The 14954-nt window shown below is 73.4% G+C and carries 15 protein-coding genes; 5 read left to right on the forward strand and 10 right to left on the reverse strand.

Annotated elements, in window-relative coordinates:
* Nucleotides 1-59 precede the first annotated feature (59 nt).
* Complete coding sequence (locus Q5762_RS24150; RefSeq protein ID WP_315894314.1) at nt 60-1910, reverse strand: transketolase; 1851 nt, start codon at nt 1908-1910, stop codon at nt 60-62.
* Between the two features lie 422 nt (nt 1911-2332).
* On the opposite strand from Q5762_RS24150, the gene Q5762_RS24155 reads away from it, so the two are divergent.
* Entirely contained in the window at nt 2333-3169 is an 837-nt protein-coding gene (locus Q5762_RS24155) for a methyltransferase domain-containing protein (protein WP_315894315.1), read from the forward strand.
* Between the two features lie 21 nt (nt 3170-3190).
* Nucleotides 3191-3538: a VOC family protein gene (locus Q5762_RS24160; protein WP_315894316.1), complete on the forward strand. Its 348-nt coding sequence runs from the start codon at nt 3191-3193 to the stop codon at nt 3536-3538.
* A 46-nt stretch (nt 3539-3584) separates the two neighbouring features.
* On the opposite strand, the gene Q5762_RS24165 is transcribed toward Q5762_RS24160, so the two are convergent.
* The 4 genes from Q5762_RS24165 to Q5762_RS24180 form a co-directional block, all read right to left on the reverse strand.
* The gene (locus tag Q5762_RS24165; RefSeq protein ID WP_315894317.1) at nt 3585-4151 is read right to left on the reverse strand and encodes a Clp protease N-terminal domain-containing protein; all 567 of its coding nucleotides are present in this window, start codon (nt 4149-4151) and stop codon (nt 3585-3587) included.
* Entirely contained in the window at nt 4151-4360 is a 210-nt protein-coding gene (locus Q5762_RS24170) for a helix-turn-helix domain-containing protein (RefSeq protein WP_315894318.1), read from the reverse strand. Before Q5762_RS24170 ends, Q5762_RS24165 begins: the two co-directional genes overlap by 1 nt.
* Nucleotides 4361-4425: 65 nt before the next feature.
* Entirely contained in the window at nt 4426-6393 is a 1968-nt protein-coding gene (locus Q5762_RS24175; protein ID WP_315894319.1) for a DUF5107 domain-containing protein, read from the reverse strand.
* A gap of 51 nt (nt 6394-6444) precedes the next feature.
* Nucleotides 6445-7350: an arginase family protein gene (locus Q5762_RS24180; RefSeq protein WP_315894320.1), complete on the reverse strand. Its 906-nt coding sequence runs from the start codon at nt 7348-7350 to the stop codon at nt 6445-6447.
* 68 nt (nt 7351-7418) lie between these two features.
* On the opposite strand from Q5762_RS24180, the gene Q5762_RS24185 reads away from it, so the two are divergent.
* Entirely contained in the window at nt 7419-7754 is a 336-nt protein-coding gene (locus Q5762_RS24185) for a DUF6204 family protein (RefSeq protein WP_315894321.1), read from the forward strand.
* Between the two features lie 81 nt (nt 7755-7835).
* On the opposite strand, the gene Q5762_RS24190 is transcribed toward Q5762_RS24185, so the two are convergent.
* The 3 genes from Q5762_RS24190 to Q5762_RS24200 all read right to left on the reverse strand — a co-directional run bounded on the left by Q5762_RS24190 (nt 7836) and on the right by Q5762_RS24200 (nt 9936).
* Nucleotides 7836-8192: a hypothetical protein gene (locus tag Q5762_RS24190; RefSeq protein ID WP_315894322.1), complete on the reverse strand. Its 357-nt coding sequence runs from the start codon at nt 8190-8192 to the stop codon at nt 7836-7838.
* A complete protein-coding gene (locus Q5762_RS24195; RefSeq protein ID WP_315894323.1) occupies nt 8189-8338 on the reverse strand; it encodes a hypothetical protein in 150 nt (49 codons plus the stop codon). Before Q5762_RS24195 ends, Q5762_RS24190 begins: the two co-directional genes overlap by 4 nt.
* 170 nt (nt 8339-8508) lie before the next feature.
* Nucleotides 8509-9936, reverse strand: a complete 1428-nt coding sequence (locus Q5762_RS24200) for an MFS transporter (protein ID WP_315894324.1) — start codon at nt 9934-9936, stop codon at nt 8509-8511.
* Nucleotides 9937-10093: 157 nt separating this feature from the next.
* Between Q5762_RS24200 and Q5762_RS24205 the strand changes: the two genes are divergently transcribed.
* Both Q5762_RS24205 and Q5762_RS24210 read left to right on the forward strand, forming a co-directional pair.
* Entirely contained in the window at nt 10094-10843 is a 750-nt protein-coding gene (locus tag Q5762_RS24205; protein WP_315894325.1) for a GntR family transcriptional regulator, read from the forward strand.
* A 67-nt stretch (nt 10844-10910) separates the two neighbouring features.
* Entirely contained in the window at nt 10911-12020 is a 1110-nt protein-coding gene (locus Q5762_RS24210; protein ID WP_315894326.1) for an adenosine deaminase, read from the forward strand.
* Between the two features lie 91 nt (nt 12021-12111).
* On the opposite strand, the gene Q5762_RS24215 is transcribed toward Q5762_RS24210, so the two are convergent.
* On the reverse strand, nt 12112-12963 hold the full coding sequence (locus tag Q5762_RS24215) for a GNAT family protein (RefSeq protein WP_315894327.1): 852 nt from the start codon (nt 12961-12963) through the stop codon (nt 12112-12114).
* 153 nt (nt 12964-13116) lie between these two features.
* Entirely contained in the window at nt 13117-14910 is a 1794-nt protein-coding gene (locus Q5762_RS24220) for a CocE/NonD family hydrolase (RefSeq protein WP_315894328.1), read from the reverse strand.
* Between the last annotated feature and the right edge of the window lie 44 nt (nt 14911-14954).

Consider the following 14954-nt stretch of genomic DNA (forward strand, 5'->3'; position numbering starts at 1 on the left):
CGACACCGCTCGCCGCCGGGTCCTCGACGGCCCAGGGCCGTACGGGTGAGGGAACCCGCTCAGCGGACCAGGACGCGTTCCAGCATCAGTTCGACCGCCGAGACGATCGCGTCCGCGTCGATGCCCGCCTCGTGGAGCTGTTCCTCGGGGGTAGCGGAGGTCGGCATGGAGCGGACGGCGAGCCGGGCGAGGCGCGGCACGCCGGCGTGGCCGTTGGCGTACGCGTCGGCGACGGCGTCGCCGAGGCCGCCCTCGGGACGGTGGTCCTCCACGGTCAGGACGCAGCCGGTCGTCCCGGCGGCCCGGTCGAGGGTGGCGGTGTCGACCGGCTTGACCGAGTACAGGTCGATCACCCGGACCGGCATGCCCTCGCTCTCCAGGCGGTCGGCGGCCCGCAGGGCCTCGGGGACGGTCACTCCGGCGGCGACGATCGTCGCCCGGTCGTCCTCGCCGTGGTCGCGGAGCACCTTGCTCCCGCCGACCGGGAACTCCTCCTCGGGCCCGTACAGGACCGGTGTGGGGCCGCGCGTGGTGCGCAGATAGCGGACCCCGTCCAGGTCGGCCATGGTGGCGACGAGCCGCGCGGTCTGGTGGGCGTCGCACGGGTAGAGGACGGTGGAGCCGTGCACGGCCCGCATCATGGCCAGGTCCTCCAGGCCCATCTGGCTCGGCCCGTCCTGGCCGATCGAGACGCCGGCGTGCGAGCCGACCAGGTTGATCCCGGCCCGGCTCACGGCGGCCATCCGGACGAAGTCGTAGGCGCGGGTGAGGAAGGCGGCGAAGGTCGAGGCGTACGGCACGTAGCCGCGTGTCTGGAGACCGACGGCGGCGCCGACGAGCTGCTGTTCCGCGATCCAGCACTCGAAGTAACGCTCGGGGTGCGCCTTCGCGAAGTGTTCGGTGCGGGTCGAGTCGCTCACCTCGCCGTCGAGCGCGACGATGTCGGCGCGGGTCTCGCCGAGGGCGGCGAGGGCGGCGCCGTACGCGTCCCGGGTGGCGACCTTCTCCCCTCGGCCGTAGCGGGGCAGCGCGGGCGCGCGGCTCCGGTCCGGGCGGGGCACGAGGGCGGCGGGCGGGTCGGTGACCTGGACCCGCAGGTCGCTGTAGCCGCCGAGCTCGGCGATGGCGGCCTCGGCGTCCTTGAGGGGTTTGCCGTGCATGCCCTCGCGGTTCTCGACGGCGGCGACGCCGCGGCCCTTGCGGGTGGCGGCGAGGACGGCCGTGGGCCGGCGGAGGGTCGCGCGGGCCTCGCGCAGGGCGTGGTCGACGGCCTCGACGTCGTGGCCGTCGATCCGTACGGTGTGCCAGCCGAAGGCCTCCAGGCGCTCGGCGTAGGCGCCGAGGTCGTGCTGGTGGCGGGTGGGTCCGCGCTGGCCGAGCCGGTTGACGTCGACGATCAGGGTGAGGTTGTCGAGGCGGCAGTACGCGGCGTGCTCGACGGCCTCCCAGACGGAGCCCTCGGCCATCTCGCTGTCCCCGCCGAGCACCCACACCTGGTACGGGACGCGGTCGAGGAACTTCCCGGCGAGCGCCATGCCGACCCCGATGGGCAGCCCCTGGCCGAGCGAGCCGGTGGCGACGTCGACCCAGGGCAGCCGGGGTGTGGGGTGGCCTTCGAGGAGGCTGCCCGCGCGGCGGAAGGTCAGCAGCTCCCGGTCGCCGACGACGCCGGCGGCCCGGTACATGGCGTACAGCAGGGGCGAGGCGTGCCCCTTGGAGAGCACGAGCCGGTCGTTGCCGGGGTGGTCGGGCCGGTCGAAGTCGTACCGGAGGTGCCGCGCGAGGAGCACCGCACCGATCTCGGCCGCCGACATGGCGGAGGTGGGGTGCCCGGAGCCGGCGGCGTCCGTTGCCCGCACGGCGTCGACCCGGAGCTGCTGCGCGAGCGAGGACATCGTTTCGTACCGCATCGGGACTGCCCTTCCTCCACGTGCCCGTACGAGGCCGGCGCCGACGGGCCGCCCGACGCCCCTCGCACGTCGGTCCACGCCGACTCCACACCGCCCGGGTACCCAGGCCGTGGGCCCGTATGCCCGCCGGAATCCGGCCGTCGAAATCGCGGTGGCGCATCCCGGGGACGGGGACCGGATCGGCGGACGTCGAGGAGCACGCGGTCCTGGGTTCGGGGTGGGGCCGGGGGCGCTTCCACGAGGCGGCCTGCCGGCGGACGGCACCGTCGCCCCAGGCACCACGGCGGGCCGGGCGCTCGACGAACTCCGGTACCGGCGGCATCTGTTCGGCTGACCGGTCGTCCACATTGCGAGATTCACGTCTCACCATGCGGGTGATGCGCGTACCGTTGCCGTACCACCCATAGCGAGGGAGTCCCGTCATGACGCATGCTTCCGAACAGTCCAGGCCCCAAGAGACCGCCGTCTATACCCATGGGCACCACGAGTCGGTGCTGCGTTCGCACAGTTGGCGTACCGCGGCGAACTCGGCGGCCTATCTGATCCCCGAGCTGAAGCCGGGCCTGGACGTCCTGGACGTGGGCTGCGGTCCCGGCACGATCACCGCCGACCTGGCCGGGCTGGTCGCGCCGGGGCGCGTGACGGCGGTCGACGCCGCCGAGGACGTACTGACCAAGGCGCGGGCGGTGGCGGCCGAACGGGGGCTGGAGAACGTGGAGTTCGCCGTCGCCGATGTCCACGCCCTGGACTTCCCCGACGACTCCTTCGATGTCGTCCACGCCCACCAGGTGCTGCAGCACGTCGGCGACCCGGTGCGGGCCCTGAGCGAGATGCGGCGGGTCTGCCGCCGCGGCGGGGTGGTCGCCGCCCGGGACAGCGACTACGGCGCCTTCACCTGGTTCCCGGCCTCCCCCGCCCTGGACCGCTGGCAGAAGCTGTACCACCAGGTAGCCCGCGCCAACGGCGGCGAACCGGACGCGGGGCGGCGGCTGCTCTCCTGGGCGCGGCAGGCCGGGTTCACCGACATCACCACGACCGCCGGCACCTGGTGCTTCGCGACGCCGGACGAGCGGGCCTGGTGGAGCGGCCTGTGGGCGGACCGGACGACGGAATCCGTCTACGCGCAGCTCGTGGTGGACGGCGGCCACGCGACGGCGGCGACCCTGGCCGAGATCGCGAGCGCGTGGCGCGAGTGGGGCCGGCAGGAGGACGGCTGGTTCATGGTCCCGCACGGCGAGATCCTCTGCCGCGTCGGATGAGCCTCAACTAGGCTTGTCCGTATGGTGATTCTGGGGACCACTCTGCGAATCTGCGTCGACGACCTCGAACCCGCCGTGGAGTTCTACGAGCGGCTCACCGGCACCCCGGCCCAGCGTTTCGAGCGCGGCGGGGTGTCGGTGGCGGCCGTCGGCTGCTTCCTCCTCATGAGTGGGCCGGAATCGGAGCTTGAGGTCCTGCGCAAGGTCGCCGCGACCATCTCCGTCCAGGATGTGGACGCGGCGTTCACCGCGCTGACCGAGGCCGGCGCCAAGATCCTGGCCGGTCCGGTCCCCACCCCGGTCGGCCGCAACCTGATCGCGGTCCATCCGGACGGTTCGGTGTACGAGTACGTCGACCGGCGGCCCTGACCCCCATCCGGAGACATCAGGCCATCAGGCCATCAGGCCATCAGGGTCAGGGCGCGGGCACGCCCTGGCCGAGGGTCCGTTCCACCCCGTCGTACGTGACGCCGTGGTCCGCCAGGACCTCGGCCACGACACCCGGGCGGGCGGTCAGCGCGAGCAGCAGGTGTTCGTCGCCGATCGTCTTCTCCCGGCGGCCGAGACAGATCCGCAGGGAACGCTCCAGAACGCTCTTGGCCTCGCGGCTGAACGACGGCCGCCCGGCGCGCCGGTCGTTCTCCGCACGGTCCTCACGGTCGTCGGCGAGCGCACCCGGCCCGTGGACCTCCTCGACCCGGGCGACGATCTCCGGCACGTCGATCCCCAGCCCCGCCAGCGCCTCGGTGTCGGCCTTCGACAGGCCGCCCCGGCGGCGGGCGTCGGCGAGCGCCGCCTCCAGCGAGGCCCGCCGGTCCGCCGCGCCGAGGGCCCGCAGCACGAAGGACGCCTTGGTGCCCCGCGCGTCGAGCAGCGCGAGCAGCAGATGCTCCTCGGTGACCACGGGGGCGCAGTGGCGGCGGGCCTGCTCCACCGCCCCGGTCACCACCGCCCGGGCCCCGCGCGTGAATCGCTCGAACATCAATGCCTCCCGTACTTCTTGTGCACGGCCTGCCGGCTCACGCCCAGCTCCGCCGCGATCTCCTGCCACGACCAGCCCTGGGCGCGGGCGCTGCGCACCTGGACGGCCTCCAACTGTTCGAGTAGCCGCCGCAGGGCGGAGACGGCCCGGAGGCCGACCCGGGGATCACGGTCCCCCGCCCGTGCGGCGAGATCGGTTGCATCGGTCATGGTGTCAACCTACATTGACACCCTCCTCGCGTCAACCACGGTTGACACGAGGAGGGTCCCCTGGGCTACGGCCGCATCCGGAACTCGTAGACGTCCGGCAGCGGTTCGTCCGTCAGGGCCGACCAGACCTCGCCGATGACCTCCGCACCCTCGCGCAGGTCCGCCACCTCGAACCCCTCATCGAAGACGGCGCGCGCCTCGGCCGTCCGCCCCTCGGCCAGGAGGAGCCGGGCCGCCAGGAAGCGGAAGGCGCCACGGGCGCGCACCGGGTCGGGCAGCCGGTCCAGGAGCGCGCGGGCCTGCGGGACGCACCCGGCCGCCAGCAGCGCGGTGACGGCCTCGCGGCCGAGCGCGGCGGTCACCACGGGGTCGGCGCCGGCACCCAGGGCGTCGAAGGCCTCGGCGTACCGTTCGGCGGCCCGCGCCGGGTGCCCGCCCTCCTGGTCGGCGACGGCCAGGCAGTGGAGGAGGGGCCAGCGGACGCCGCCCTCCTGCTGGAGGCCGCGTTCCCAGCTCCGTACCGCCTGCGCCAGGTCGCCCGCGTGCCACTGCGCGATGCCGAGGTGGTACTCGGTCAGGGGCTCGGCGGGCGCGGTCTCCAGCATGTCCCGCCAGTGGCCCGCGACCAGGGACGGGCCGGGTGCCGTGCCGTCCGGCAGCGGCGGCAGGACGCCCGTACGGAACAGCTCCAGCCAGGGCTTCTGCTCCTCCCCCAGGGCCGACACGGGGAACGGGGTGCCGGGCAGCTCGTGGCCCTGGGCGAGGACTTCGAGGGCGCCCCAGCCGGAACCCGTGGAGAGGACGGTGACCGGTTCGGCGTCGGCCGGGCCCGCCCGCCAGGCCTCGTACGCGGCGTCCACGTCGGCCCGCGGCAGAGCGGCCTCCAGCGCTCCTTCGAGCTCCGCGCGGGCCGCCGCCCAGTCCTCGCCGTGCACGGTCGCGGGCGCGCCGGCCAGCGGTCCGTACGTCTCCAGCCAGCTGAACTCGGCCCCGCCCTCCAGGCCCACGTGTTCCAGCTGGGTCCGCGCGAGGCCCGCCTGGATCTCGGCGTAGCCGGGGGCGCCGGGGGCGGTGAGCCACTCCTGCCAGCGCCGGCCGCCGCGCGCGGTGCCCCAGACGAACAGCTTCCGTCCGCGCAGCAGGTCCGTCGAGGTCTGCACGAGGCCCGCGCCGGTCTCGTCGAGGGCGGCGATCCAGCGGCGCCCCGCGGCCGGGACGTCGTAGAAGTAGTCGGCGGGCAGGGTGCTGCGCAGCGGGTACGTACGGTCCTCGGCCGCCCCCGTGCCGTCCGCGGCGACGGGTACGGGGACGCGGCGCAGCCCCCGCTCGTAGTCGTGGTGAAAGGCCGTGTCGGCGGGGGCGAGGATCCGGCGGTCCTCGGGGACGGCGGTGTTGGACCACCAGTAGACGGGGACGGTCCGCTCGTGCGGATTGCGGATCCGTACGCCGACGTGGAGGAAGTCGCTGCCCTCGGGCAGCCACAGGTCGACCTGGAAGGGCAGGTCGCGCAGCCGTTCCCACTCCCACAGCCGCAGCATCTCGCCGCCGCCGGGCGCGGGGACGATCGCGGCGTGCAATGGGGAGCAGGAGAGGGTGGTGTGGCCGGTGGCGCCGATGTTCCACTCGATGCCGCCGGCGAACCAGGCGCCGTTGAGCGCGAAGGCGGCGGGCTGGAACACCGGGTTGCGGTGGACGAGTTCGCGGCCGGTGGGCTTGTGGTGCAGGGAGTGGACGCGGCCGCCGAGGCCGGGCAGCACGGTCGCCCGGACCCGGTCGTTCTCGACGACGAGCGCGTCGAGGTCGGTGTCGACGCGCTCGCGTCCGTAGCCGTCGCGGACCGGCACGGGCAGCACGGTGCGCAGCGGTGCGTGGCCGAGCTGCCGGGCCATGTCGCGCGGCAGGTCCTCGGTGGCACGTGGGTCGACCGTCGGGGTCCCGTCGAGGATCCGCAGGGCCGGCAGCGGGTTGTCCGGGCCCAACGGGGCCGCGGGCAGGGTCAGTACGGCACGTCGTACGGTCGTCATGGCGCCCATCGAACACGGCGGGCGCACGGCTGACCAGGGGGTCTCTCCGTCAGGCTTCGGTCAGTCTTCGGTAAGGGCGGCGACGACGAGGTCGGTGAGAAGCGCTCCGGCCGTGCCGTCCGGGTCGAGATCGGGGTCGTAGATCGTGACGTTGAGCCCGACGCAGCGCTCGGAGCGGACCAAGGTCCGCAGCAGGGGCGTGAGTTCGTCGGGGAGGAGGCCGTCGGGGTCGGGGCTGTCGACGGCCGGCATCACGGAGGGGTCGAGGACGTCGGCGTCCAGGTGCACCCAGAAGCCGTCCAGGGCCGGCGTGCCGAAGGCGGTGACCGTGGCGGCGGCGAGATCGGCCGGTCCCCAGGCGCGGAGGTCGGAGACGGTGACGACGGGGACCTTCAGGGCGCGCAGTTCGACGAGCTCGGGATCGTCCCGGTAGGCGTCGCGGATGCCGAAGAGCCGGACGTCCTCCTCGCGGAGGTAGGGGCCGAGCCCCTCCAGGTCGCTGAGGTCCCGCTGACCGCGGCCGGTGGCGAGGGCCAGTTCCTCGCCGCCCGCGGCGCCGACCCCGTCCGAGTTCCCGGGGTGGCGGAAGTCCGGGGAGGCGTCGACGGCGGCGAGTCCGTAGCGGCCGATGCGGCGCAGGGCGAGCGAGGCGCCGAGCTGGATCGAGCAGTCGCCGCCGAGGACGAGCGGGAAGTCCCCGGCCCGTACGTGGTGCTCGATCCGGTCGGCGAGGGTGCGGGTGTACGTCGCGAGGGCGGCCGCGTTGAAGACGCCGTCGCCCTCCTGCCAGTCACCCCGGTCGTAGCGGGGCGGGACGACGACTCCGCCCTCGAGCGCGCCGAGCCGGGCCACGATCCGGTTCTCGCGGAGGGCTCCGGCGAGCTTGTGGCAGCCGGGCACGGTGCCGGGGGCCGGCGGGCGCAGGCCGAGGTTGGACGGGGCGTCGAGGGCCACGATATTCCGCATGCGCTTCATCCTCGCCGCCGTAGTCTGGATCTTCAACGCTTTCGGTGGACGACGTGAGGACCAGGGAATTGAGCACCACCCAGCACACCTACCGAGTGATCGTGCGCGGCGCGTTCGAGGGGCTGTCGGAGGAGAGCCGGGCCCGGCTGCTCGCCGAGGTCGACGCGCACGGGATGGCGGCGATGCGCTTCACCGAGGAGGGCTCGCTCGCCTACGACAGGACCCTGAAGCACTTCTCGTACCGCCTGGTCGTGGTCTCGGACGCGGCGGACGGCGAGGAGATGGCCGGGGCGATCGCCGAGGACCGGGTGGACACGGCGCTCGCGGAGCTGGGCCACGCCCACGGTGAGCTGAAGTCGACCGTGACCGACATGGACACGATGAAGATCAACTACAAGCGCTGAGCGCCGACTTTCGCGGACGCGGGCACGGAGGCGGGCGCGGGCACGGAGGCGGGCACGGTGACCGCCCTGTGCTCGCGGCGGTCAGCGGCGGGCCGAGCGGACCCGGGGTGGGCAGGTCTCGCCGCGCTTCACCACGCCGACCACCACCGTCGTCCGGCCGTCGAGCACGGCTCCCTCGGCCGGGTACTGCGTGCACACCCGCCAGTTCGGCGGCCAGAGCACCCGCCGGTCACGGCCGCCGACGTCGTGGACGTCGAGGCGGGTGCGCGGGGCGAGGGTGGTGAGGACCCGCCAGAGCCCCTTGTCGAGGAAGCCGGGCATGGGCCGGGCGGGCCGCGGCGCGCCGTCCTCGTCCGCGGTCGCCTCCCCCGCCGAGGAGACCGCCATCGCCGCGAGCGCGACGACGGCGCCCGCGCCCAGGACCGCCGCCCGCTTCATGAGCGCCGCCGGTTCGCCGCGGAGAAGCCGCACGCGCCGCCGAGCACGGCCGGGGCGAGGAGCGTTAGATGGAGCGGCATGGAGACGGGCGTGGAAGGTCCGGTGGAGCGGGGTTCGCCGCCGCTCGCTGTCTCCTTGGGACTCATGCCCGGACCTCTCCTCCGTCGTACGCGGCCGCCGTACGCGGCCGCCCCCGTGGGACCAGGATGGAGGGATCCGGTCCGCACGGGGGCGGTGGGAAGGGCCGTACGGGTGAGGGTGCGGCCTCACCCGCCGTACCCGGTCGGATGCCGGTCCGGGCCCGGCGACCACCGGCTCAGTGGTGGGCGAGCACCAGCTGCGGCTCGTCGGCGTCCGCCTCGGCCGGGTCGGGGCGCTGGATGAGCAGGGCGGTCACGACGCCGATGCCGAGCAGCGCGAGCGCCGCGTACATCGCGTGCTGGTACCCCGCCTCGGTCGGCCCGCCCGCGTCGCTGCCCGCCGTGATCATCGCGGAGGCCAGGGCGATGCCGAGGGAGGCTCCGATGCCGAAGCAGGCGCCGTTGAGTCCGGAGAGCGAACCGGGCTTGTCCTTGGGGGCGGTGGTGACGGCGAGGCCGTTGAGGCCGGTGAGCATGAAGCCGCCGTACGTGACACCGAGCGCCGCCAGCGAGGCGACCAGGATCCACTCGTCGTGCAGGAAGAACGTGGCGAGGAGGAAGATCGCGAAGTTGGCGATCGCGCCGGTCACCACGATCCTCCGCCAGCCGATCCTCGGGCCGAGCCGCCCGGTCAGCGGCGCGGAGACGACGCCGATCAGCTGGATCGGGGTGAGGAAGAGGACGGCGGCGGTCACGGCCGAGAGCCCGAGGCCGACCCGGGCGTCCTGCGAGAAGAGCGGGATGGTCAGCGCGATGGCACCGAAGGCGCCGCCCAGGGTGCAGACGGTGGTGAGCAGCAGCGGCCAGGCGCGGCGGGAGGCAAGCACGTCGATGTCGATGACCGGGTTGGCCGCGCTCTTCTGCGAGACGACGAAGAAGACCAGCGAGGCGAGGCCGCCGAGCAGGAAGCCGAGGGTGAGGACGGAGGTCCAGCCCCAGGCCGCGCCCTGGGCGAGGCCGACGAGGATGCCGGTGAGGCCGAGCGCGAGGGCGGCGATGCCCCGGGAGTCGAAGCGGCCGTCGGTCGCGGTGGGCGGGACGTCGGGGACGTACTTCCGCACGCCGAGCAGGCCCGCGACGGCGATCAGGGTGGAGCAGACGAAGATGCCGCGGAAGCCGATGGTGTCGGCGATCTGGCCGCCCGCGATGGCGTCGATTCCGGCGAGGCCGCCGTTGACGGCGGTGATGATGCCCGCGGCCTTGCCGAAGCCGGCCGGGGTGAGGAGCTGGTTCAGGGTGAGGAAGGCGAGGGTGAACATCGCCGCCGAGATGCCCTGGAGGATGCGGCCCGCGATGAATATCTCGATGTTCGGCGCGAAGACGCAGAGCAGGTTGCCGGCGATCAGGACGAAGGCGCAGACGATCATCATCGGCTTGCGGCCGCGCTGGTCGCTGAGGCGCGCGAGGGTGACCTGGCCGATCGCCGCCATCAGGAAGAAGAGGGTCTGGGAGAGACCGGCGGCGGCCGTGGTGGTGCCGAGGCGCTCGATGACATCCGGCAGAGCGGGGCTCAGCATCGTGGCGTTGATCTGGTACCCGAGGACGGCGAGCACCATCGCCATCAGCATGGGCCCACGGCCCTTGAGGTCGGATGTGGCTGACATGTGGGCCCCTTTGCCGTGGATGTCATATCGATGGACGGAACTTGTCTGACAAGCAACGCCCAGACAGAGTGAGTTCTACGCGCGTCACACGTCAAGACCCTTTGACCTGTGATTCGGAATACCGTTCACTTGCCGACAAGCAGGCGGAGGAGGGGCAGTGGCAGTCGGCGGACAGCAGCGGCGACCGGTCGTGGTGCTCTACGAGCGGATCGCGGACGCCATCCACGACGGCACCTATCCCCCGGGCTCGACCCTCCCCTCCGAGCCGAAGCTCGCCGGGGAGCTGGGCGTCAGCAGGCCCGCCCTGCGCGAGGCCCTGCTGCTGCTCCAGGAGGACGGCCTGCTCTCGGTACGGCGCGGGGTCGGCCGGACCGTCAACGACCACCCGCCGCGCCGGGGCTTCGAGCACATCCAGCCGCTGGAGGAGCTGATCGGCGCGGGGGCGCCGCTGCGCGTACGGGCGCTGCTCCGGGCGGTCGAGGAGCCGACCGACTTCACCACCCAGCACCTCCTCGCACCCGCCCGGGCGGAGCTGCGGTTCTGGGAGTCGCTGCTGGCCGGGGAGGGTGCGGCGGCGGCGCTCAGCCAGGAGTGGGCGGCGGCCGACGACGTACTGGAGCGGGCGCATCCGGCCTTCGCCGAGGCGCTGCGGACCGAGCCGGCGGCGGAGCGGACCTCGATGCTGGCGGTGCTCGCCGGGGCCTCGCGCGGTGTGCCGCTGGGGGCGCACAGCAGCGTGACCGCGACCCTGCTCGGGCAGCGGCGCGGCGAGCAGCTCGGCCGGCCCGCCGACACCCCTGCGGTCCTTGTCACCCAGGTGGTACGGGTCGGGGACACCCCGGTCCTGGCCGCCAAGCACATGCTCCCCACCGGCGCGCCGGCCCTGCCGGTCCTTCAGTCGAACTGAGGGTCCGGGGCGCGTGGCGACCGCCGTCACAGCGTCCCGGCCCCGGCGTGGCGTACACTTCCGCGCCATGCACTTGTCTGACAACCCTGCCGCCCCGCTCAGCTCCCCGGTCTCGACGCCCGTCGCCGAGTGGATCCGCCGCGCGCCGAAGGCCGTTCTCCACGACCACCTGGACGGCGGTCTGCGCCCCGCCACGATCGTCGAGCTGGCCCGGGAGTGCGGCTACACCGCGCTGCCGACCGAGGACCCGGCCGCGCTCGCCGTCTGGTTCCGGGACGCCGCCGACTCCGGTTCGCTGGAGCGGTACCTGGAGACCTTCGCCCACACCTGCGCGGTGATGCAGACCCGCGAGGCGCTGCACCGGATCGCGGCCGAGTGCGCCGAGGACCTGGCGGGCGACGGGGTCGTCTACGCCGAGATCCGCTACGCCCCCGAGCAGCACCTGGCGGCCGGGCTGACCCTGGACGAGGTCGTCGAGGCGGTCAACGACGGCTTCCGCGAGGGCGAGCGCCGCGCCGGGGGCCGGATCACCGTCCGCGCCCTCCTCACCGGTATGCGGCACACCGACCGTTCGCTGGAGATCGCCCAGCTCACGGTCGCGCACCGGGACCAGGGCGTGGCCGGTTTCGACATCGCCGGCGGCGAGATCGGCAACCCGCCGACCCGCCACCTGCCCGCCTTCCAGCACCTGAAGCGGCACAACTGCCACTTCACGATCCACGCGGGCGAGGCCGTCGGCGCGGAGTCGATCCAGGAGGCCGTGCAGGTCTGCGGCACCGAGCGGATCGGCCACGGCGTGCGGATCACGGACGACATCGCCGAGGACGGCACGCTCGGTCACCTCGCCGCGTACGTCCGCGACAACCGGATCGCCCTGGAGGTCTGCCCGACCTCCAACCTCCAGACGGGCGCGGCCAAGGACTACGCCTCGCACCCGATCGACGAGCTGCGCCGCCTCGGCTTCCGCATCACGCTCAACACGGACAACCGGCTGGTCTCCGGCACGACCATGAGCGAGGAGTTCCAGCACATGGCGGACGCCTTCGGCTACGGCCCGGAGGTCTTCGAGGAGTTCACGATCGCCGCCCTCGACGCGGCCTTCCTCCCGCTCCCGGAGCGGCAGCGGCTGATCGCCGAGGTCGTCCGCCCGGGCTACGCGGCGCTCGCGGCGCGCTGACAGCGCCGGTGACCACGCGAAGAGCCCCCGTCCTGCTGGACGGGGGCTCTTCGCGCTGTCGCGCCGCGGCTGGGGGCGGCGACCGGGCAGGCTAGGCCGGGACCAGGGGCCCTCGGGGCGCCGCGTCGAGGCCGGGCACGGTGTCGAGCCCGGACACGGCGGCCATGCCGGACACCGCGCCTAGGCCAGGCACCGTAGCCAGGCCGGGCACCGTGCCCAGGCCGGGCACCGTGTCGAACCGGGCGGGATGGTCGAGACGGGCGGGGTGGTCGAGACGGGCGGGATGGTCGAGGCGGGCCACCCGGTCGAGGCGTCCCTCGATGTGGGCCCGTACCGCCGGCCACTCCTCGTCCAGGACCGAGTAGAAGGCCGTGCTCCGCACAGCGCCGTCCAGGCCACGTGAGTGGGCCCGGCGCACGCCCTCGCAGGTGGCGCCGAGGCGTTCGATCGCGGCCCGGGAGCGCAGGTTCCTGGCGTCGGCGCGCATCGAGATCCGCCGTACGCCCCACACTTCGAAGGCGTGCCGGAGCATCAGCAGCTTGGCCTCGGTGTTGACGCCGGTGCCCTGGGCCCGGGGCGAGAGCCAGGTGTTGCCGATCTCGGCCGCGTCGGGCACCGAGGTGAGCGGATCGCCGTGCGGGACGCCGGGCACCGAGGGCCAGACCATGGGCCCCTGCCAGTAGTCCAGCTCCAGGAACCGCGTCGAGCCCACGATCCGCCCGTCGGCGGTACTGACGACGGCGAAGGGCAACGCCCGGCCCACGGCCTGTTCGGCCAGGGCACGTTCGATATAGATCTCTGCCGCGTCCGGACTGTGGGGGACGGGCGTGAACGCGTACGTCGTACGGTCCTCGGTGCCGGCCGCGGCGATCGCGGCGGCGTGCTGTGGTGCGAGGGGTTCCAGCCGTACGGTGCGGCCGGACAGCACAACGGGAAGTGGCACGGGGCCTTCGGTCCTTCTACGAGGAGGGAGCTGCGCCCCGCACCGACGTCACGGCACGAAGGCGGAGGCACAGTCTCCGTCCCGCTGCCCGCAGAGCGGGAAAAGAACAGGTAAAGAACGACCGAAGGTCGCGTGAATCCACCCTTCCGGCCGCTACCCCAGCCGGCCCTTGACAACCGGCAGCTCCAGGGTCCCCGCCTGCTCGGGCGCGGCGGTGACGATCACCGGCTTCACGCCCCGGTTCCCCACGTACGCCGTGTCGCTCGCCGCGATCACGAACTCCAGCCGGTGGCCCGTCTCGTACCGGTGCGCGATGCCCGGCAGCTCCACCGTGAAGGGCCGGGTCACGTCCGGCACCCGTACCGGCGCCACGAGCCGGTTGACCAGGGTCTTCTTTCCGTCCGGGGCGATGTCGTAGACCTTGGCGAAGAGCACCAGCTTGTCGGCGGCGTCGCCCGAGTTCTGGACCCGCTCGGTCTTCGGGGAGACGACCTGGAGGGTGGCCTTCGGGGCGCCGACGAGGTCGACGGGGGCGGTGAGCGGGGCGCTGGTCCAGCCGAGGTAGGTGCCCTCGATGTCGTACGGCTGCGGGTCGGGCAGGCCGATCGTGCCGGCGAGCGAGGACTCGGAGTGGCTCGTGGGGACCAGCCAGTTGCTGTACGTGCGGGAGCCGCGGGCGACCTTGGCGCGGTTGTCGACGAGCTTGCCGTCCCCGGAGAGGTAGAGGGTCTGGCTGAGAGCGGGGACGCGGGGCGCGGTGCCGTAACCGCTCTGCCAGGAGCGGTAGTAGGCGAACTCGGCGCCGGTTTCGGCGGACCGGTCGCGCCGCAGGTACCGGTCGAACCAGGCGAGGACGCGCTGCCCGACGTAGCTCGTCTCCAGATTGCCCTGGCCGAGGTCGAGTTCACCGGGGGCCCGTCCCCCGCTGTGACCCCAGGACTGCCAGATCATCTTGGTCTCCACGCCCCGCGCCTGGAGCCGTTCGTAGCTGTCCTGGGCCTCGTTGAGGTTGAAGAGGCTGTCGGACTGGCCCTGGACGATCAGGGTGGGCGCCTTGACCTTGTCGAGGTACGAGACCGGGGAGACGCTCCGCGCGAAGTCGAGCATCTTCTTCGTCTCGGCGGCCGGGTAGCGGCCGGAGTTGAGCAGCCGGAGGGTGTCGCAGGCGTCGGTGACGAAGTGCAGACAGCGGAGGCTGTTGATCCGGGACGGGTCGAGGGAGGGGACGAGCAGCGGCTGCCCCTCCCCCATCAGGTAGAAGCCGTTGGCCCACTGCCATTTGAAGACGCCGGGGGTGGCGCGGTCGGCGGCGTTGGGGGCGAGGGAGTAGGCGAGGTCGTTCCAGGTGATGAGCGGGACGAGCGCGTCCAGCCGGGGATCGACGGAGGCGGTGGCGAGCTGGATCGCGCCGCCGTAGGAGCCGCCGATCATGCCGACGCGCGGGTCGCCGGCGCCGTCCCGGGTGACGAAGTCGGCGCGGGTGCCGTCGTCGGCGGCGCGGGTGCCGCCGAGGAAGTCGAGGAGCCGGGCGGCGGCCTGGCCGTCGATGCGGGGGTCGTCGAGGGAGATGAGGCAGCCGGACTTGCCGAAGCCGAGCCCGGAGTAGACGAGTCCGACGTAGCCCCGCTCGGCGAAGGCCTTCCCGATGGCGTCCGTGGAACCGTCCGCCTTGCTGCCGCCGAATCCGTTGGTGGCGAGCACGGCGGGCGCCGGGTGCGCCGCGTCCACCCCGGCCGGCCGGTAGAGATCGGCGTCGACCACACAACTGCGCCCGCCCGCCTGGACGGTGAACGTCAGCGGGGTGACGGTGTACGGACCGGGTTCGGCGCCGCCGGCCGGTCCGGCCAGCGCGAGGGGCGCGGCGAGGGCCGTACTCGCGGCCAGGGCGAGGAGCTTCCGGGAGAGCGGCAGCACGCGGGACACGGACACTGACACGGGGACCTCCACGCTGAGGATTACCGACTGGTAAGTACCGAGCCGGGCCCATGGTG

It is taken from the genome of Streptomyces sp. P9(2023), assembly GCF_032436795.1.
Classification (GTDB): domain Bacteria; phylum Actinomycetota; class Actinomycetes; order Streptomycetales; family Streptomycetaceae; genus Streptomyces.